The sequence below is a fragment of the Methylomonas koyamae genome (assembly GCF_006483455.1).
Classification (GTDB): Bacteria; Pseudomonadota; Gammaproteobacteria; order Methylococcales; family Methylomonadaceae; genus Methylomonas; species Methylomonas koyamae_B.
This window is the reverse complement of sequence record NZ_PPPU01000007.1, coordinates 99,427-118,995: the sequence shown is the minus strand read 5'-3', so window position 1 is coordinate 118,995 and position 19,569 is coordinate 99,427. Positions and strand designations below refer to the sequence as shown.

At 56.0% G+C, this 19,569-nt stretch carries 19 protein-coding genes; 11 read left to right on the top strand and 8 right to left on the bottom strand.

Annotated elements, in window-relative coordinates; genetic code table 11:
• Positions 1-8: 8 nt before the first annotated feature.
• Together C2U68_RS04330 and C2U68_RS04325 are read right to left on the bottom strand one after the other, a co-directional pair.
• Positions 9-842 carry a PHP domain-containing protein gene (locus tag C2U68_RS04330; RefSeq protein ID WP_140911280.1) on the bottom strand — a complete coding sequence of 278 codons (834 nt, stop codon included), beginning with the start codon at positions 840-842 and terminating at the stop codon, positions 9-11.
• Positions 839-2,668 carry an ABC transporter ATP-binding protein gene (locus C2U68_RS04325; RefSeq protein WP_140911279.1) on the bottom strand — a complete coding sequence of 610 codons (1,830 nt, stop codon included), beginning with the start codon at positions 2,666-2,668 and terminating at the stop codon, positions 839-841. The genes C2U68_RS04330 and C2U68_RS04325 overlap by 4 nt, the downstream gene beginning before the upstream one ends.
• Before the next feature lie 68 nt (positions 2,669-2,736).
• Here C2U68_RS04325 and C2U68_RS04320 point away from each other — a divergent pair, with 68 nt between their 5' ends.
• From C2U68_RS04320 to galE, 5 genes are all read left to right on the top strand, one after another.
• Complete coding sequence (locus C2U68_RS04320; RefSeq protein WP_140911278.1) at positions 2,737-4,650, top strand: transglycosylase SLT domain-containing protein; 1,914 nt, start codon at positions 2,737-2,739, stop codon at positions 4,648-4,650.
• A gap of 76 nt (positions 4,651-4,726) precedes the next feature.
• Positions 4,727-5,242 (top strand): 3-hydroxyacyl-[acyl-carrier-protein] dehydratase FabA, encoded by a 516-nt coding sequence (gene fabA, locus C2U68_RS04315; RefSeq protein ID WP_140911277.1) that lies wholly within the window; start codon positions 4,727-4,729, stop codon positions 5,240-5,242.
• A 10-nt stretch (positions 5,243-5,252) separates the two neighbouring features.
• The gene (gene fabB, locus C2U68_RS04310; RefSeq protein WP_140911276.1) at positions 5,253-6,473 is read left to right on the top strand and encodes a beta-ketoacyl-ACP synthase I; all 1,221 of its coding nucleotides are present in this window, start codon (positions 5,253-5,255) and stop codon (positions 6,471-6,473) included.
• A 46-nt stretch (positions 6,474-6,519) separates the two neighbouring features.
• Positions 6,520-7,377: a tRNA 2-thiocytidine(32) synthetase TtcA gene (gene ttcA / locus C2U68_RS04305; protein ID WP_140911275.1), complete on the top strand. Its 858-nt coding sequence runs from the start codon at positions 6,520-6,522 to the stop codon at positions 7,375-7,377.
• 15 nt (positions 7,378-7,392) lie between these two features.
• Positions 7,393-8,439 carry a UDP-glucose 4-epimerase GalE gene (galE, locus tag C2U68_RS04300; protein WP_140911274.1) on the top strand — a complete coding sequence of 349 codons (1,047 nt, stop codon included), beginning with the start codon at positions 7,393-7,395 and terminating at the stop codon, positions 8,437-8,439.
• Here the strand turns inward: galE and C2U68_RS04295 are convergent.
• Both C2U68_RS04295 and C2U68_RS04290 read right to left on the bottom strand, forming a co-directional pair.
• Positions 8,436-9,569 carry a sensor domain-containing diguanylate cyclase gene (locus C2U68_RS04295; RefSeq protein ID WP_140911273.1) on the bottom strand — a complete coding sequence of 378 codons (1,134 nt, stop codon included), beginning with the start codon at positions 9,567-9,569 and terminating at the stop codon, positions 8,436-8,438. The genes galE and C2U68_RS04295 overlap by 4 nt on opposite strands.
• 109 nt (positions 9,570-9,678) lie before the next feature.
• Positions 9,679-10,038 (bottom strand): molecular chaperone DnaJ, encoded by a 360-nt coding sequence (locus tag C2U68_RS04290; protein WP_260839212.1) that lies wholly within the window; start codon positions 10,036-10,038, stop codon positions 9,679-9,681.
• A 207-nt stretch (positions 10,039-10,245) separates the two neighbouring features.
• Here C2U68_RS04290 and mobB point away from each other — a divergent pair, with 207 nt between their 5' ends.
• Together mobB and glp are read left to right on the top strand one after the other, a co-directional pair.
• Positions 10,246-10,770 (top strand): molybdopterin-guanine dinucleotide biosynthesis protein B, encoded by a 525-nt coding sequence (mobB, locus tag C2U68_RS04285; protein WP_140911271.1) that lies wholly within the window; start codon positions 10,246-10,248, stop codon positions 10,768-10,770.
• Entirely contained in the window at positions 10,767-12,011 is a 1,245-nt protein-coding gene (glp, locus tag C2U68_RS04280; protein ID WP_140911270.1) for a gephyrin-like molybdotransferase Glp, read from the top strand. The genes mobB and glp overlap by 4 nt, the downstream gene beginning before the upstream one ends.
• Positions 12,012-12,060: 49 nt before the next feature.
• On the opposite strand, the gene C2U68_RS04275 is transcribed toward glp, so the two are convergent.
• Genes C2U68_RS04275 through C2U68_RS04265 form a run of 3 tightly spaced genes read right to left on the bottom strand, consistent with a single transcriptional unit; the run spans position 12,061 to position 14,281 of the window.
• Complete coding sequence (locus tag C2U68_RS04275) at positions 12,061-12,789, bottom strand: DUF3581 domain-containing protein (RefSeq protein WP_140911269.1); 729 nt, start codon at positions 12,787-12,789, stop codon at positions 12,061-12,063.
• Positions 12,790-12,803: 14 nt separating this feature from the next.
• Positions 12,804-13,127, bottom strand: coding sequence for a rhodanese-like domain-containing protein (locus C2U68_RS04270; RefSeq protein ID WP_140911268.1), 324 nt, complete (start codon positions 13,125-13,127; stop codon positions 12,804-12,806).
• On the bottom strand, positions 13,118-14,281 hold the full coding sequence (locus C2U68_RS04265) for a pyridoxal phosphate-dependent aminotransferase (protein ID WP_140911267.1): 1,164 nt from the start codon (positions 14,279-14,281) through the stop codon (positions 13,118-13,120). The genes C2U68_RS04270 and C2U68_RS04265 overlap by 10 nt, the downstream gene beginning before the upstream one ends.
• 110 nt (positions 14,282-14,391) lie before the next feature.
• Between C2U68_RS04265 and dksA the strand changes: the two genes are divergently transcribed.
• Genes dksA through C2U68_RS04245 form a run of 4 tightly spaced genes read left to right on the top strand, consistent with a single transcriptional unit; the run spans position 14,392 to position 18,582 of the window.
• Positions 14,392-14,823: an RNA polymerase-binding protein DksA gene (gene dksA, locus C2U68_RS04260; protein ID WP_140911266.1), complete on the top strand. Its 432-nt coding sequence runs from the start codon at positions 14,392-14,394 to the stop codon at positions 14,821-14,823.
• Positions 14,772-15,731, top strand: coding sequence for a tRNA glutamyl-Q(34) synthetase GluQRS (gene gluQRS, locus C2U68_RS04255; RefSeq protein ID WP_313901398.1), 960 nt, complete (start codon positions 14,772-14,774; stop codon positions 15,729-15,731). The genes dksA and gluQRS overlap by 52 nt, the downstream gene beginning before the upstream one ends.
• Before the next feature lie 15 nt (positions 15,732-15,746).
• The gene (gene acs, locus C2U68_RS04250) at positions 15,747-17,687 is read left to right on the top strand and encodes an acetate--CoA ligase (RefSeq protein WP_140911265.1); all 1,941 of its coding nucleotides are present in this window, start codon (positions 15,747-15,749) and stop codon (positions 17,685-17,687) included.
• Position 17,688: 1 nt separating this feature from the next.
• Positions 17,689-18,582 carry a DMT family transporter gene (locus C2U68_RS04245; RefSeq protein ID WP_260839211.1) on the top strand — a complete coding sequence of 298 codons (894 nt, stop codon included), beginning with the start codon at positions 17,689-17,691 and terminating at the stop codon, positions 18,580-18,582.
• 18 nt (positions 18,583-18,600) lie between these two features.
• Here the strand turns inward: C2U68_RS04245 and galU are convergent, their stop codons facing one another.
• Positions 18,601-19,482 (bottom strand): UTP--glucose-1-phosphate uridylyltransferase GalU, encoded by an 882-nt coding sequence (gene galU / locus C2U68_RS04240; protein WP_140911264.1) that lies wholly within the window; start codon positions 19,480-19,482, stop codon positions 18,601-18,603.
• Positions 19,483-19,569: the final 87 nt, after the last annotated feature.

The following is a 19,569-nucleotide window of genomic DNA, read 5'->3' as shown; positions in this document are numbered from 1 at the left end:
CTGTATCGTCAGAACAAATCCCAAACCGGATTGGCGCCAGCCGGCATCGCCGCCAACCGGCCCAATTCCAGGTACTGGTTACCCGGCGCGTGAAAATCCGAGCCTTGCGAAGCATACAACTGGTGTTTGAGCGCAAAGCCGTAACTTAAGCGAATGTCGTCGATGCTGGCCCTGCCGGTAACCACCTCGATCCCCTGCCCGCCTGCGGCCTTGAACTGGCCCAGGGCCTTGTCCAACCATTTCGTGCTGAGCTTGTAGCGTAAGGGATGCGCCAGCACCGCCACCCCGCCGGCCTGCCTGATCCAAGCCACGCATTCGGCCAACGGCGCCCAAGCAGTCGGCACGTAGCCGGGTTTGCCTTTACTCAAATAACGGTCGAAAGCATCCTGCTGAGTCGCGACATAACCGTGCTTGACCAGGAAATCGGCGAAATGCAGCCGGGTGATTTCGCCGTTGCCGGCCGCGGCGCGCAGTTCCGGATAAGCGTCCGGAATGCCTTTCTTGACCAACTTTTGGGCGATTTTTTGCGCCCGATCCTCGCGCGTGATCTGCTGCCGACCAATTCCTTCCAACAACTGGCCGTTAGTCGGATCGATATTCAGACCGACGATATGCAGGCAATGGCTCTCAAAGCCGGCCGACAATTCGATACCTTGAATCAGCCGCATGCCGCAATCCTGTGCCGCTTGGCGGGCTTCGGCCAAACCGGCCACAGTGTCGTGGTCGGTCAGTGCCAGGACGTCGACACCTTGTAGTTTGGCACGGCCGACCAGTTCGGCCGGCGGCAAGGCACCGTCCGACGCGGTCGAATGGCAGTGTAAGTCGTAAATCGGATCGCTCATTGGTAGTCGCCGTAAAGTTTGGCGTATAAGCCGTTCTGCTGAATCAGCACTTCGTGCTTGCCTTGCTCGCAAATTTGGCCCTGTTCGAACACGTAGACGTGGTCGGCCTGTTTCACCGCGCTCAAACGATGGGCGATGATGATGGTGGTGCGTCCTGCCAAAAATCCGTTTAAGGCCCGGTGCAGCTTGTACTCGGTTTCGCTGTCCAATGCCGAGGTGGCTTCGTCCAGAATCACGACCGCCGGTTGGCTGACGATCATCCGCGCGATCGCCATGCGCTGGCGTTGGCCGCCGGACAAACGCATGCCTTGGCGGCCGACCACCGTATCCAATCCGGCCGGCAAGTCTTTAACGACGTGTTTTAACTGAGCGATTTCCAGCGCCTGCCACAAAGCCGCGTCGGCGATATCTCGGCCCAGGGTCAGATTGGCGCGAATGGTATCGTTCAGCAGTGCCGGATGCTGCAGTACCGTCGCCACGTGTTCGCGCACCACGTCCAGCCCGATGCGGTCCAGCGGCACACCGTCGAAATAAATCATGCCGCTACCCGGCGGATAGAGCCCGATCAGGGTTTGCGCCAATGTCGATTTGCCGCCGCCGCTGGCGCCGACCAGTGCTATCTTTTCCCCGGCCCGGATCGACAAATTGATGCCGTTCAGCACCGGCTCGTCCTTGTAACTGAAATGCAAGTCCTTGACGCTGACCGAAACCGTTTTCTTGCCCTGGAACGGATTGGCCAAATGCGGATAGTAAGGCTCGCGTTCTAGTCTGGCCAGCTGATTTACCCGCGTCAAAGCGGCTTTGGCGGCATAAAACGATTGCTGGATGCTCAAAATTTCCTGGACCGGCGCCATCATGAACCACAAATAACCGAACACCGCCAACATTTCGCCGATAGTGAGGTTGGAATACAGCACCATCAGCATCGCAGTGGCGCGGAAAATATCGAAACCGAACAAAAAGGTCAGGAAACTCAGCCGTACCGTCGCATCGCTTTTCCAGGCGTAGATCGTGGAATGGTTTTTCACGGCCAGCGCGCTGTTGACCAATTGCCGACAGTAATGCTCCTCGCGGTTACTGGCACGGATCTGATGTATCGCTTCCAACGTTTCGCTCAAGGCCTGCTGGAAGATTGCGTAAGCTTTGTTTTCGTTGGCTTTCAACTCCTTGACCCGGGAGCCGACCGCCTTGGCCAGGTAAATCACCAAGGGGTTAAGGAAGATGATGAACAGGCCCAATTGCCAATGCATCCATAACAAGATCAGTGCAGTACCGAATACCGTCAACACCGCGACCAGCAACTTGCTGATCGTGGAGCCGATGAAGTTGTCCAGAGTATCCAGATCGGTCACCATGTGCGAACTGACGGTACCGCTGCCCAGACTTTCGTATTCCGACATCGAGATACGCTGCAAATGCGCCACCAGGCTGGCCCGGATTCGAAACACCACATCCTTGGCGATGTTAGAAAACTGTCGGGTCTGACTGATATTCAAGGCCAATGCGAATAGTCGCAACAACAAGCTCGCCAATAAAATCGCGCCGATATAGACCACAGGCGTATGCCATTCCGCCGGCAACCAGGGATTAAGCGTCGCCAACACGACACCGGGATGGTGTAACAGTACTTCATCTACCAGCAAAGGCATCAACAGCGGCACCGGCACGCTGGCCACTGTCGCCAGGATCGCCATCATATGTCCGGCCAACAATTGCTTTTTGTGTTGGAGAGCAATACCGTAAATGTAACGCCAGGAGTATTCAGTGTGGCTTGCAGCTTGATTGATTTTCAACGTCTGTAAACGAATTCTATTGAGTTTAGCCATTATAATGGTCCGATGGCCGCGGCAAAACAGCTTGCCGGGCCGAATGGTCCGATTATCGGGGAAGTGCCATGTCGTTAATCAAAAATCTGATGCTCGCCGCAATCGTCAGCCTATTGCCGGCGTGGGCGACGGCCGGAGATTCCGAAATCGGCGATCTGCGCCAACGTTTTCTGCAAGCGGAACAAGCTATCTCAGCGCACCGCGAATCCGACTACCGTCAGCTCGCCGCCACTTTGAAAACTTACCCGTTGTATCCGTATTTGCAATACCAATGGTTGAAAAGCCGTTTGTCCGCCGACGATGAGATACGCGCGTTCCTGACAGAAAACGGGTCCAGCCGCTATGCCGGCTTGCTCAAGCCGAAATGGTTGGCTTACCTTGGCGAACAAAAACGTTGGCCGGACTTTTTAAGATATTACCAAGCCAGCGACGACAGTGCTTTGCAATGTTACGCCGGCCTGGCCTACGTCGAAACCGGCCAAACACCCGAGGCGTTCGTTCTCGCCCGCGCACTTTGGCTGAGCGGTAAATCGCAACCGAACAACTGTGACGGCCTGTTCGCGGCCTACCAAGCATCGCCTTACTTTAATCACGATCTAGTCTGGCAACGTTTCCATGCCGCCTTGAAACGCGATAATCCGGCGCTGGCCGAGTATCTCGCCCGTTTCCTGGCCGCTGATGAACTGCCGCGCGCCGAACTTTGGTTGAAACTACATCGGCAACCGGAAGCCATACAGACCGAAACCGGTTGGCGCAATCAACCGGCAGATGCACCGGAAATGCTGGGCCATGCCGTCGAGCGTTGGCTGGAGCGCGATCCTGGAGCGGCGGCACGATATTGGGATCAGGAAAAAGCGCAGCAGCCCATCGCGCCGGATCGCGCCGCCTTTATCGAAAGACAACTGGCCCTGGCCTTGGCATTGAAACACGATGCCCAAGCCTATCCGCGCTTGTCGCGTTTGGAAACCGACGACGAATCGAGCCGGGAATGGCGGGTGCGGGCGGCATTGAATAGCCAGGATTGGCCGAACGTGCTCACCGCCATCGCCCGCTTGAACAGCGAAGAGAAAAATCGGGACAAGTGGCGTTATTGGCAGGCGCGGGCTTTGGCGGCAGTCGGCCAAGGCGAAGCCGCTAACCGCCAATTCGTAGAGTTGGCGAAAAATCGCAGCTTTTACGGATTTATGGCCGCCGCTAAATCCGGCCAAGCGATCGACTTGGCGCACCGACCGTTACAAGTTGCCGAATCCGAGTTGCAAGCGCTAAGCAACCGAGCCGATTTTCAGGCGGCAAACGAACTGCTGGTATTGAATCGGCCGGCAGAAGCCAGGCGCCAATGGCAGTTCGCCGTTGCCAAATTGGAACCTAACCTATTGCCGGTTGCGGCTAAACTGGCACAACGCTGGCGTGCGCCGGCTTTAGCCATCGCTACCGTCGCCAAAGCCAATCATTGGGATGACGTCGAGTTGCGCTTTCCGCTGGAATACAGTCGGGAAATCGGGCAAATCGCGCAGGAAAGGCAGTTGGATCCCGCCATCATCTACGGTTTGATTCGTCAGGAAAGCGCCTTCGACAGTCAGGCCGATTCGCCCGCCGGCGCCAAAGGTTTGATGCAAGTGATGCCGCAAACCGGCCGGCAAATCGCTGCCGATCTGCACGACAGCTGGGGCGACGACGACAGTCTGTTTCGTCCGGAACTAAACCTAAAGTACGGCGCATTTTATTTCAAGAAACTGTTGCACCAGTTCGGCGGCCACTACGCTTTAGCTGCCGCGGCCTACAACGCCGGCGCCAACAAAATTAAGCGTTGGCTGCCCGGAAGCCAAGCGCTACCGGCCGATATCTGGATCGAAAACATACCGTACAAAGAAACCCGCGGCTACGTCGCGTCGGTCCTGATGTACGCTTTGATTTACCAGCAACGCTTGCAACGCGACTCATTGAAGCTTGACGACTTGCTGCGCGAGGTGATGCCGGGATAAAAATTGAGCTGATTTTTTAAGCCGATTATTGGATAATGGTGGATGTTTTTGAACCCACGAATCAGGTAATTATTGGATGGAGAAGCAGAACAGTTTCACGCGCGAAGAGTTGTTGATGTCCGGCCGGGGCGAGCTTTACGGTCCGGAAAACGCGCAGTTACCGCTTCCCAATATGCTGATGATGGACCGCATCGTCCATATTTCCGATGAAGGCGGTAAATACGGCAAGGGCGAGATTATTGCCGAACTGGATATCAATCCCGACTTGTGGTTTTTTGCCTGCCATTTTCAGGGAGACCCGGTCATGCCCGGCTGTCTGGGGCTGGATGCCATGTGGCAATTGATCGGTTTTTACTTGTGCTGGCTCGGCGGTCCCGGCAAAGGCCGAGCTCTGGGTTGCGGCGAGGTGAAATTCACCGGCCAGGTGCTGCCGACCGCTAAAAAAGTCACCTATAAAATCGACTTGAAGCGCGTGATCATGCGCAAACTGGTGATGGGTATCGCCGATGCAGTCATGGAAGTAGACGGCAAACAAATCTACGAAGCCACCGATTTACGGGTCGGCTTATTTACTTCCACTCAGGATTTCTAAGGAAACCAACATGAGACGCGCGGTTGTAACAGGCTTGGGGATCGTTTCCAGCATCGGTAATAACCGGAACGAAGTCGTCGCTTCGCTACGGAGCGGCCGTTCCGGCATCGTGCACGCCCCGGTTTACCAGGAGCTGGGCTTCAGAAGCCACGTCCACGGCCCGGTTAACATCGATCTGGACGAAGCGATAGACCGCAAGATCAAACGTTTCATGGGCGACGGTGCCGCCTTCAATTACTTGGCAATGGAACAGGCCATTGCCGATTCCGGCCTGGACGAAAGCGATATTTCCAATATCCGCACCGGCCTGGTAATGGGTTCCGGCGGGCCGTCGACCTCCAATCTGGTCGATTCCGCCGACATTCTGCGCTCCAAAGGCGTCAAGAAAGTCGGGCCGTATATGGTGACGCGGGCCATGTCCAGCACCAACACCGCCTGCCTGGCCACACCGTTCAAAATCAGGGGCGTCAACTATTCGATCAGTTCGGCTTGCGCGACCAGCGCCCACTGTATCGGCCACGCCCAGGAACTGATCCAACTCGGCAAGCAGGATATCGTATTTGCCGGCGGCGGCGAAGAACTGCACTGGACCATGTCGGTCATGTTCGACGCCATGGGCGCCTTGTCGTCCAAATATAACGACAGCCCTGATACCGCGTCTCGCCCTTACGACGAGACCCGCGACGGTTTCGTGATCTCCGGCGGCGGCGGCGTTTTGGTGATCGAGGAGCTCGAGCACGCCAAGGCCCGCGGCGCCAAAATCTATGCCGAGCTGGTCGGCTACGGCGCCACCTCGGACGGTTACGACATGGTGCAACCCTCCGGCGAAGGCGCGGTACGTTGCATGCAAATGGCGCTGGCGACCGTAAACGACCCGATCGACTACATCAACGCCCACGGCACCAGTACGCCGGTCGGCGATACCCGCGAATTGGAAGCGATGCGCGCGGTATTCGGCGCCGATACGGTGCCCAGAGTCAGCTCGACCAAATCCCTGACCGGCCACGCCCTCGGTGCTGCCGGCGTCAACGAAGCGATTTATTCGCTGCTGATGATGGAAGAAAACTTCTTGAGCGCGTCGGCCAACATCAGCCAACTCGACCCCGGTGCCGCCGGCATCCCCATCGTCCGCGAATATCAGGACAACGTGACCTTGAATACGGTGATGTCAAACAGCTTCGGTTTCGGCGGCACCAACGCCACGCTGATCTTCCAACGTTACAACGGTTAACTGCCAAGCGGTCTGCACCTTTAGCCAGGCCGCCTCTCTTCCCACCATGTCCGATCCCAGCCAAAAATCCCGTACCCAGTTCAACAAACTGCAAAAGCGCCTGAGGCGCAGCGTCGGCGAGGCCATCGCCGATTACAATATGATCGAACCGGACGACAAGGTCATGGTTTGTCTATCCGGCGGCAAGGATTCGTACACCATGCTGGACATTCTGCTGAATTTGCAGAAAACCGCGCCGGTGAATTTCGAAATCATCGCCGTGAATTTGGACCAGAAACAGCCCGGCTTTCCCGAACACGTGTTGCCGGAATACCTGACATCGATCGGCGTACCGTTCCACATCATCGAACACGATACTTACAGCATCGTCAAGCGCATCATTCCGGAAGGCCAGACCACCTGCAGCCTATGCTCGCGGCTACGGCGCGGTACGCTGTACGGCTTCGCCAGGGAACACAAAATCACCAAAATCGCGTTGGGCCACCACCGCGACGACATCATCGAGACCTTTTTTCTGAACCTGTTCTACGCCGGCAAACTGAAAGCAATGCCGCCGAAACTGCTCAGCGACGATAAACAGAATATCGTGATCCGGCCGCTGGCCTATTGCCGCGAAAAGGACATCAACCGCTTTGCTGCCTTCAAGCAGTTTCCGATCATTCCCTGCAATCTGTGCGGATCGCAGGAGAATTTGCAACGCAAGGCGATGAAGCAGATGTTGAACGCTTGGGACAAACAATTCCCCGGCCGGATCGAAACCATCTTCGCCGGCTTGCAAAACATCGCCCCGTCGCAAATGCTCGATACCGGCTTGTTCGACTTTGCCGGCCTGCGTCGCGATCCGAATTCAACCCTGGCCCGCGTCGTCTCCGACGAGCCGGGACTGGACATACTCGAACGCTAAACAGGGAACGGAAATATGGCTCAAACCATCCTAGTGACGGGCGGTACCGGCTACATCGGTAGCCATACCTGTGTGGAATTGCTGAATAACGGTTTCGATATCGTTATCGTCGACAATCTCAGCAACAGTAAAGTCGAGGCGCTCCGCCGCATCGAAACCATCACCGGCAAGGCGCCGGTGTTTTACCAAGCCGATATTACCGACGCCGCGGCCCTTGGCCGCATCTTCCACAACCACAGTGTCGACGCCGTCGTGCATTTTGCCGGCTTGAAAGCGGTCGGCGAATCCTGCCAGCAACCACTCAGCTACTACCGCAACAACATTTACGGCACCCAGGTCTTGCTGGAAACGATGGCGGCAGCCGGCGTCAAACGGCTGGTGTTCAGCTCGTCCGCGACCGTTTACGGCGACCCGCACACGGTGCCTATTTTGGAGAGTTTTCCGCTGCAAGCGACCAATCCCTACGGCCGCACCAAACTGTTCATCGAGGAAATTTTGCGCGACGCCAGCGCGGCGGATGGCTTGAACCAAACAACCGCCCCCTGGCAAACCGCCATCCTGCGTTACTTCAACCCGATTGGCGCCCACAGTAGCGGCCTGATCGGCGAGGACCCGAACGGCATCCCGAATAATCTGATGCCCTACTTGTCTCAGGTTGCGATCGGCAAATTGCCGATGCTCTCGATATTCGGCGACGACTATCCCACCGTGGACGGCACCGGCGTGAGGGATTACATCCACGTGGTCGATCTGGCCCAAGGCCACATCAAAGCCTTGCAATACCTGCTGAGCCAGCCGGCAGACGCCCCGGTCTGCGATGCCGTCAATCTGGGCACGGGTAACGGTTACAGCGTCTTGCAGATGGTCAACACCTTTATCCAGGTCACCGGACAGGACGTACCATACAAAATCGCGCCGCGCCGGGCCGGCGACGTCGCCGCCTGCTATGCCGATCCGAGTCTGGCCGCACAGAAATTGGGTTGGACAGCGGAGCGCGATTTAACCCAAATGATTGCCGATACCTGGCGCTGGCAAAGCCAGAATCCGAACGGCTACCACTAAGCCGCATCCATCCTTAGCACCAGACCGCCGTTTTCGACCCGGTTGCGGCCGTTGCGCTTGGCCTCGTAGAGCGCGGCATCGGCGGTCTGGATCAATTGCAACGCAATCTCGGCTACCGGCTTTTTCAGGGCGAAAGCCGGTTGGTAAGTAGCGGCACCCAGCGAAATCGTCACCGGTATGGTTTGCTCGGCAAAGGTGATCCGCAAATCGGCGATACTGCCGCGAATCCGCTCAGCAATCTCGACCGTATGTTTGTTATCGCTTTGCGATAACAGCGCCACGAACTCCTCGCCGCCGTATCGGGCCAACACATCGTTGTTACGCAATTGTTTTTTGATCACCGTCGCCACGGCAGCCAACACGTGATCGCCGGCCTGATGGCCGTAGCCGTCGTTGATGCGCTTAAAATAATCGATATCCATAAACAGACAGGATAGCGGATCACGAGTACGCTGGCTGCGGTCCAGTTCTTCTTCGATCCGCTGCTCCAAAAAACGCCGGTTATTGACGCCGGTTAACGGATCGATCAGGCTGGTGCGGCGTATGGTCTCCACGTTCAGGTTGTTTTCCAGACAGATACTGATCACCGACGCAATATGCTCGATGAAATCCGTAGCCATGCCCTGCACAAAACGGTCGGTACGGTAACTACCTAAATTCAAGGAACCGAGGTATTTATCGCGGCGCACCAAGGGGGCGATCACAACCGATGCCGGTTTTTTAGGCTGCGCTGCCGGAAAGAAACGCTCGCAGTCGTGATCGCGGTAACTGCCAAGCACCGGCTGTTTGCTGCCGATAAAGCCGGTATGCAGCGGAGCCTCCTGATTCAGTAACAGCAAGCCCTCGCGCCGCCGGTAATCGTAATGGTCACTGTCCAAATAGGCCGCGATTTCGTTCTTCGGATCGACCAACCACAAATTGACGACATCCAGACCGAACAGAATTTTGGTTTCGGCCAAAATGAATTCAATCATCTCCGCCAAAGTATTCATCGCCAATAGTCGCATTTCAAAGCTTTGCAGGCGTTTCAACGTCAGGCTGTTATGCTGCACGCGACTTAACATGCCGTCTAAATGACTCTCCAGTACGCGCAGTTCTGTAGTGATATCGTCTTCCAATGTCGGCCTCATCGGCATTTTCAAGCGCTTAAGACTAGCAGTTTTCGTAAAAAATGTACGCCGCGACAGCAATGGCAATTGCCTCGAAATGACCGCCGCACGGACTATCGTCGACTTGCCGTTACCGGCCCAACAGCGTTTTCTTGGCCTGGTTGATTTGTGCGGCCAAATAATCCGATCCGCCCCGATCGGGATGCATGCGGGATATCAAAATGCGATGAGCGTTGACAATTTCGGCCTCGGTGGCGTCGGGCTGCAAACCGAGAATTTGCAACGCCTGCTCCCGGGTCATATCCGTTGCGGACTTAGGCCGCGAATGGTCTTGGCCGACATCCGACCTATCCTGGAACAGCCGCCAGACTCTGTGCAACTGCGGCGCATAATTTAGGATGAACGGAATTGCTCTGACCATAAACGCCAACAGTACGCCTATCAGAGCCACCAAACCGTTCAACCTTCCAGTCAACAACAGCACAGCCACTATGCAAACCGCCGAAACCCAAAGAATACGACGGAATTGACGCCTGGCTGCCTGCGACGGCGTTGTGATGTACCAGCGATAGGCTAAAACGCCAATTATCAGCACCAAAACTATTCCGATCCTTACCATTCTCGACGGGCCCTTTCTTAACACCGGTTTGCATAATAACTTAGAATACCTCGGCTTGGATTAACGACGTTTTTTCTAATGACCCATTGTGCACCCCCGGTTTTGGGCTTTGCGGCCTACAGTGGCACCGGCAAAACCACGCTGTTGACCAAATTGATTCCGTTGCTGAAGGCAAAGTCGCTACAAATCGGCCTAATCAAACACAGCCACCATGATTTCGAAATCGACAAACCCGGTAAAGATAGCTACGAGCTGCGCAAATCCGGCGCAAATCCGGTGCTGCTAGTTTCGAAATACCGCCGAGCCATCGTCGAGGAACTCCCGCAAGATGAGGTAAAGCTGACTGATCAACTGGCCTCATTATCGGGTGTCGAGCTGGATCTGATTTTGGTCGAGGGATTCCGACACGAGGCGTTTCCAAAAATTGAACTGCACCGGCCAACCCTGGGCAAACCCTTACTCCAACCGAGCGACCCTTGGATCATCGCCGTAGCCAGCGACTCGCCGCTAGCGACGCCACCGGATTGCCCTTGGTTGGATCTGAACGACACCGATTCCATCGCCGACTTTATTCTGTACCAATTTTTGAGCCGCTCTCAGTGAACGATATCTGCTTCCCCCCACAAAACACCCTTCTGTCCGCCGAGCAAGCGCTGTCGCGGATTCAACAAACCCTTGCCCCGATTGCCACCATAGAGTCGGTCGAGTTGAGTAGCGCATTGGGCCGAATCCTGGCCACGGACGTGTTCGCTTCAATCGACATGCCGCCGCAGCCGAATGCGGCGATGGACGGCTACGCCTTTGCCGCCGCCGGACTCTGCGGAGACGCCGAATTCAGCCTGCGCGTAGTCGGCACTGCCTGGGCCGGCAAACCTTTTACGGGTTCGCTGGCTCATGGCGAGTGCGTGCGCATATTTACCGGCGCGGTGGTGCCGGAAACGGCCGACAGCGTCGTGGCCCAAGAACAAACGCGTGTCGAAGCGGACCGCGTCTACTTGCCCGCGCCGTGTTTGTTTCAAAAAAACATTCGATCAGCCGGCAGCGATTTTAAGCGTCAAGAGAGGCTGATCGCGGCGCCGAAAAAGCTCAGTCCGCGCGACATTAGTTTGCTGGCGGCGGCTGGCATCAGTACCGTCGAAGTCAAAAGCCGTTTGCGAATCGGTTATTTTTCCACCGGCGACGAGCTGGCGCCGCTCGGTTCTGCATTGGCTATCGGCCAAATCTACGATAGTAACCGCTATTTGCTGGCGGCCTTGCTCGAAGACCCAAACTTCATTGCGAACGATTTGGGGGTGGTAAAAGACGATCCGGTCGCCTTGGAAGCCATGCTGGTTCAAGCGGCGGCGCAACACGACGCGCTGATTTCGACCGGCGGCGCGTCGGTAGGCGACGCCGACTACGTCAAACAGATTCTGGAGAAATGCGGGCAAGTGCATTTTTGGAAACTCGCGATCAAACCCGGCAAGCCCTTGGCATTCGGCAAGATAAGAGATTGCTGGTTTTTCGGTCTGCCCGGCAATCCGATAGCGGTGCTGGTCACTTATAACAAATTCGTAAAACCCGGTCTTGATCGGCTTCTCGGCGCCAGCCCCGCCAAGACGCTGCAGATAAGCGCCCGTAGCGACAGCGATCTGCGAAAAGTGCCGGGCCGCAGCGAATACCAACGCGGCGTGCTGCGGCAATTGGACAACGGCGAATTCGCGGTGACGGCCGCCGGCACCCAAGACTCGCATCAACTTAAGGTGGCCAGCGTGGCCAACTGTTTTATCGTGCTGTCCGCCGAATGCGATGGCGTTAAACGCGGCGATTGGGTGTTGGTGGAACCGTTCTCGCTCGATTTGTGATGGCGAAGCCGAACCGGAATATCCGCAATCCGGCTCGCCACAGCCCAGCTTAAGCGTTCGCCGTGGCCAATTCGCCTAGATAGCCGTGTTTACGGGCCAGATAGTCGTCGACGAAGGCTTGCATCGGTTCGGCTTCGTAATCGCGCAGGCCGCTGACTGCCAGCTTCTTGAATCCGGAACCAACCACTTCGCCATTCGCTTGGATTTGAAAATGCAAGTAAGCGGTAGCCCGCTTACCGTTGACTTCCATTGTCGGCTCCAGCATTTCCAGCTTGGGCTTGGCAAAATCCAGCCGGCTTAAATTCAAGGTCATGCTCTCGTATATGACCAACGGCCGGTCTATGTTGAACATCACTTGTTCCTTGGCCAATAACGGCACCAACACGTACGGGAAGTTCTGCCCGGAAAACGCCACATAATCCCGAATCAGAGTTTCAATTAGCTCCGGATCGCGGGTCAGGCTGCCGGAACGCTGGATTTGCAGGTAAGTTTTACCCTGATTATCGGTAACATCGATCTGTTCCGCATCGGTGTCGGGAAAGTTAAGCAGCACCCCGTGGCCGACCATTCCGGAAAACGTGAAATGCATATTGCTGCTCAAACCGTATTTTTCCAACACCAGGGAAAACAGCAAATCGCCCGGTACGCAAAAACGCTTGGCGTCTTCATCGTGCAGCGGATTGAAGTCGTGCGCGACTTCTTTGGCGAACATACTGGCTTGGGCAGCGCTAATCGCGACACAGCCATCCTGAATTGCATAGAATTCTTTTAAAAACATAGATTTATTATTTATTAATAACGAGGAACCGAAGAGTCGCAGACTAGCGACCAAGCATCGATACCGCCGCGTAAATTGATCAAACGTTCAAAGCCGGCATGTTGCAGATAATTACACGCTTGTTGGCTACGCATGCCATGGTGGCAAATTGCCACGATATCCCGGTCGGTCGGTATCTCGTCCAGCCGTTGCGGGATTTGCTGCAATGGAATCAATACGCTACCGGCAATTTTGGCATAGGCAAACTCGTGCGGCTCGCGCACGTCGAGCAACAGCGGCGGCGCTTCTTCCTGCAAACGCTGGCGAAGTTGTTCGGGCGTATATTGGCTTATCGGCATATGAATCGTTCCAGTCTGGTGAGAGCGGCGGCCATTCTATCGATTGAGGCGGTATATGCAAACCGAATATGGCGATTGGCCAGATGTTCGCCGAAATCTTTGCCGGGGGTTACGGCTACGCCCTCGGTTTCCAATAGACCTCTGGCAAAATCGAAACTGTCGCTGCAAAACTCGCTGCAATCGGCGTAAATGTAAAAAGCCCCTTGCGGCTTACAGGCAATTTTAAACCCCAAACTCAGCAGGTTATCGTAAAGAAAGTCGCGCCGCGCCGCAAACTCGTCGCGCCGTCGGCGCAATTCGTCCATGTTCTCCGGGCTGAAGGACGCCAGCGCCGCATATTGCGAGTGAGTCGGCGTGGCGATAAAAATATTTTGCGCCAACTTTTCCACCGCGTCGATGAAATTCTCCGGCACTATCAGCCAGCCCACCCGCCAGCCGGTCATCCCGAAAAACTTGGAAAAACTGTTGATGACAAAGACTTCGTCGCTAAACCGCAAGGCGGTTTCAGCGGCAGCGTCATATACCAAGCCATGATAAATCTCATCGGAATAAAAACATCCGTCCAACGCCCTGACTTCCGCCACCGCAGCTTGCAAATCGGCATGGCTGATCAGGGTGCCGGTAGGATTGGACGGCGAGGCAATCAGTGCACCTTTGCATTGCGGCTGCCAGTGGCGCTGAATCAGCTCAGCGTTCAACTGGTAGCCGGTTTCGGCTCCGACCGGCACGAAATGCGTGCTTGCGTCGAACAGCCTGACAAAATTATCGTTGCACGGATAACAGGGATCGGCCATCAGCAGTTTATCGCCAGGATTCAGGCTGGTGGCAAATGCCAACAGGAAAGCGCCGGACGCGCCAGGCGTTATGAATACCCGGCGCGGGTCCAGATCGACGCCGTACTGGGTACGGTAAAAATCGGCCACTGCAGCGCGCAATTCGGGCAAGCCGGCTGCAGCGGTGTATTTGACTTCGCCTTTGCTCAGAAAACGGTTACCGGCCTCCAGCACCAACGGCGGGCTGGCAAAATCCGGTTCGCCGATTTCCATGTGAATGATATCCCGGCCCTGCCGCTCCAGTTCCTTGGCGCGCTGTAATAATTCCATCACATAAAACGAACTGATACCGCGCATCCTGTCGGCGACGTGCTGTTTCATAATCCAGTATCCGGGTAGAGGTAAAGCTTTGGCATGATAACAAACTTCTTGCTTGCCCCCGGCTATTCTGATAAAAAGCCCCGATTTTTTAGACCGCCAGGAGTCATTGGATGAACAATTCTAACCCTGCAGCAGCGGAATTTACTTTTAAGCCTTATGAGGAAAAAGAAGGCGAAGAGTACATGAACGAAGCGCAGTTAAAACACTTTTCCGCCATCTTGAACAAATGGAAATCCGAACTGATGATAGAGGTGGACCGGACGGTTCACCACATGCAGGACGAAGCGGCAAACTTTCCGGATCCTAACGATCGCGCCACGCAAGAATCCGAATTCAGTCTTGAACTGCGCACCCGCGACCGCGAGCGCAAATTAATCAAAAAAATCGATGAAGCGCTGAAAGAAATCGAGTCCGGCAATTACGGCTACTGCGAAACCTGCGGTATCGAAATCGGCATCCGCCGCCTGGAAGCCAGACCGACCGCAACCTTGTGCATCGATTGCAAGACACTGGACGAAATCAGGGAAAAGCAATTAGGCTAGAACCAGCCCCACCTCACCCCTATATCGGCCGGTTTGCGCCCTCGCCTACCGGCCCGCTTCATCTTGGCTCCCTTTACACCGCGCTGGCCAGCTATCTCGATGCCCGCCACCAAAACGGCTTATGGCTGCTGCGTATCGACGACGCCGACACTCCGCGCAACATGCCCGGCGCGGCGGAGCGGATTTTAGATTGTCTGGCGGCATTCGGGCTGCATTGGGACAAAGAGGCCGATTATCAAAGCCGGCATTTAAGCCAATACCAACAAGCGCTGGCCGAATTGCGGCAGCAAGATTCTTTGTATCCCTGTAGTTGTAGCCGGAGTTCGTTAGCCGCGGCCGGGCCGATTTACCCCGGCCACTGTCGGTTAAGGCCGCAGCAAGCCGATCATCCGGCAGCATTGCGAGTCAAAGCAATGCCGGTATGCGTCGAATTTTGCGACGGTTTGCAAGGCGCTATCCGCGAGAATATCGCTGAGCAACACGGCGACTTTGTCGTGCTGCGCAAGGACGGCATCGTCGCCTACCAGTTGGCTGTCGTGGTGGACGACCAGCGCCAAGCTATCACGCACATCGTCCGCGGCTGCGACTTACTCGAGTCCACACCGAAACAAATATACTTGCAAAAACTGCTCGGCTTCCCGGAACCGAACTACCTGCATGTGCCGGTCATCGTCGATCGTGCCGGGCAAAAACTCAGCAAACAAACCCGAGCCGAAGCAGTGACCGCAACATCGCCGCGCCAAACCTTGTTCATGCTGTTAAGCTTACTCGGCCAAAATCCGCCGCCAACGCTGAAACAGGCCGAAATTCCGGCAATATTAGACTGGGCCGTTGCTCACTGGTCGCCGGAGCCTTTACGCGGCGTCCGCAGCGTCAGCCTGGACTCGCCGCCCAGTAACCAGACTTAGCACAAGGAGTAAAACATGTCAGATCAAAAAACCTATCCGGTACCCCCCGAAGTCGCGGCCAACGCGCATATCGATGCAGCGGCATACCAACAGCTATATCGGCAATCGGTCGAACAACCGGAGGTTTTTTGGGCAGAACAAGCCGAGCGGTTTCTGGACTGGCAAACACCTTGGCACACAGTGCTGCAATACGACTACCCCAAAGGCGAGATTGCATGGTTCGTCGGCGGCAAATTGAATGTCACCGTCAACTGTCTGGACCGCCATTTGCCGCACCGCGCCGATCAGGTCGCGATTATTTGGGAAGGCGACGATCCGGCCGACAGCCGCACGCTGACTTATCGAGAGCTGTACGAACAGGTCTGTAAATTCGCCAATGTCCTGAAAAATCACGGCGTCGGCAAGGGCGACCGAGTCTGCATCTACTTGCCGATGATCGCCGAAGCGGCGGTGGTGATTCTGGCCTGTGCCAGGATCGGCGCGGTCCATTCCATCGTCTTCGGCGGCTTTTCGGCCGATGCCTTGCGCGATCGGGTGATCGACGCCGATTGCCGGATACTGATCTGCGCTGACGAAAGTTTCCGCGGCGGCAAAATCGTCCATTCCAAGCTGAATGTCGACAAAGCTGCGGATCAGTGCCCGAATTTGAGTAAAGTCATCGTCATCAAACATACCGGCCACGACATTCCCTGGCACGATCGGCGCGATATCTGTTACCACACCGAAATGGCAACTGCTGCTGCCACTTGCCCGGCGGAAATGATGGACGCGGAAGACCCCTTGTTCATTTTGTACACTTCCGGCTCGACCGGCCAACCGAAGGGCGTGTTGCACAGTACCGGCGGTTACTTGCTGTATGCGGCAATGACCCACAAATACGTGTTCGATTACCAGGAAGGCGAAATCTATTGGTGTACCGCCGATATCGGCTGGATCACCGGCCATTCCTACGTGCTATACGGGCCGTTGTGCAACGGCGCCACCACACTGATGTTTGAAGGCGTACCGACCCATCCTCATCCGGACCGGTTCTGGCAAGTCATCGACAAACATCAGGTCAATATTTTTTACACTGCACCGACCGCGATCCGCGCGCTGATGGCGCAGGGCGACGAATTCGTCAACCGTACCCAACGCACTTCGTTGCGTATTCTGGGCAGCGTCGGGGAGCCGATCAACCCGGAAGCCTGGGAATGGTATTACCACGTAGTCGGCAACAAGCGCTGTCCGTTGGTTGATACTTGGTGGCAAACCGAAACCGGCGGCATCCTGATCACGCCGCTGCCCGGCGCCACAACCTTGAAGCCGGGCTCGGCCACTTTGCCATTTTTCGGCGTACAGCCGGCCATTCTCGACCAGGACGGTCATGAACTGGAAGGAGAAGCCGAAGGCATTCTGGTGTTGACTCAGCCCTGGCCGGGCCAGGCGCGGACGGTCTATGGCGATCACCAACGTTTCGTCGATACCTACTTCAGCAAATTCCCCGGCTATTATTTTGCCGGCGACGGCGCCCGCCGCGACCAGGATGGCTACTACTGGATCACCGGTCGCATCGACGACGTGTTGAACGTATGCGGCCACCGCTTGGGAACTGCCGAAATCGAAAGCGCCCTGGTGCTGCACGATCTGGTGGCCGAAGCGGCCGTGGTCGGCTTTCCGCATCCGATCAAAGGCCAGGGCATCTATGCCTATGTCACGTTAAACGTCGGCGTCGAAGGCAGCAGCAGCCTGAAAGGCGAGTTGAAAGATTTGGTCAGAGAGGAAATCAGTGCCATCGCCCTGCCCGATCTGATTCAGTGGGCGCCCAGCCTGCCGAAGACTCGCTCCGGTAAAATCATGCGCCGGATTTTGCGCAAGATTGCCGCCAACGAATTTCACGATTTGGGCGACACCTCGACCCTGGCCGATCCGTCGGTGGTCGAGCAATTGATCGCCAACCGCTTGAAACTGCCTTAAGTTGAATATCCGCCTCGGTCTGGCCTATATCGGCGTGGTGTTGATCTGGACCACTACGCCGCTGGCCATCCAATGGAGCAGCGTAGGCGCCGGCTTCGTATTCGCGGCCACGGCGCGGATGAGCATCGGCCTGAGTTGCCTGTTATTGCTGTGCTTGGTGGCGCGTCGCCGGATACCGCTGCGCCGGCCGGCCTTGACCAGCTACTTCGCCGTGGCGGTACAACTCTACGGCAGCATGTTGGTGACCTATTGGTCCGCTCGATTCGTACCCTCCGGCTGGATATCAGTGATATTCGGCCTCAGCCCATTCATGACCGCATTCATGGCCGCTGCCTACTTGAAAGAACGCAGCCTGGGTTGGGGCAAGCTGTTCGCTTATAGCCTGGGCGTTTGCGGCCTGCTGGTCATGTTCAATTCGGCGCTGGAATTGAACGAGCAAGCAATAACCGGTCTGATCGGCGTGTTGATCGCCACCTTTATCCACGCCGCCAGCGCGGTCTGGGTCAAACAAATTGATGCTGGTCTTGGAGCGTTGCCGTTGGTCACCGGCGGCTTGTCGATCGCGGTGCCGCTGTACCTGGCGACCTGGTACGGCATGGAAGGCTTGGCATTCCCGCAAAACATCGAGCCGAAGGCGCTGTATTCGATTATTTACCTCGGGATCATCGCTACCACGCTGGGTTTTGCGCTGTATTACTTCGTGCTGACCAACATGCCGGCCACCAACGTGGCGATGATGAATCTGCTGACGCCGGTCATGTCGTTATTTTTGGGTTACAGCGTGAATCAAGAACCGATCACGCCGACCACGCTGGCCGGCACGGCGCTGATTATGCTAGCTCTATTGATTTACGAAACCGTAAACCGACGGCAAGCCCGGAACGGCGGCGGTTAGCCGTTCCGGACGCCACAATCAGATTTTAGCGGCGCGCTGTTTCAGGTATTGGCCGAACTCTTGGTTTATTTCCTGGTGCAGCAAGCCGTATTCGACGTTGGCCAACAGGAAACCGAATTTGGAACCGCAGTCGTAACGGTTACCTTCGAATTCGTAAGACAGGACTTGTTCGTCTTTCATCAACGCTGCGATCGCATCGGTCAATTGAATTTCGCCGCCGGCGCCGCGGCCGGTGCTCTCGATTTTCTCGAAGATCGCCGGGGTCAGAATATAGCGGCCGACAACGGCGATGTTGGAAGGCGCTACTTCCGGCTTCGGTTTTTCGACAATCGAGCTGAGCTTGCCGACCCGCGGCGAGGTTTCGCTGTGTTCGACGATGCCGTATTTATGGGTTTCGGTCGGATCGACCCGCTCTACCCCCAGGATACTGCTTTGCTCTTTTTCGAACAGTTCCACCATTTGCTTCAGACAGCCGCGGCTGCCGTCTTCGATCAGATCGTCCGGCAAAATCACCGCAAACGGCTCGTTACCGACCACCGGTTTGGCGCAATGCACGGCGTGACCCAGACCCAAGGCTTCGGCCTGGCGCACGAACACGCAGGACACGTGTGGCGGCAGCAAGTCGCGCAACATGTTCAGCAAGCCGGTCTTGCCGCTTTTCTCCAGCTCTTTTTCCAACTCGTAAGACTTGTCGAAATGGTTGGCGATCGACTCCTTGTTACGGCCGATGACGAACACCATGGTGTCGATGCCGGCCGCGACCGCTTCCTCAACCGCATATTGGATCAGCGGTTTATCCACGATCGGCAGCATTTCCTTGGCGACGGCCTTGGTGGCAGGCAAGGAACGGGTTCCAAGCCCGGCGGCTGGAAAAACGACTTTAGTGATTTTCTGACTCATAGTGACTCTTTTCAGGTTTCAGTTTGGTTTTGACGGATAAATAATGTGTGCCTAACCTTATGGCACTCTTAGTGAATTAAACACTGT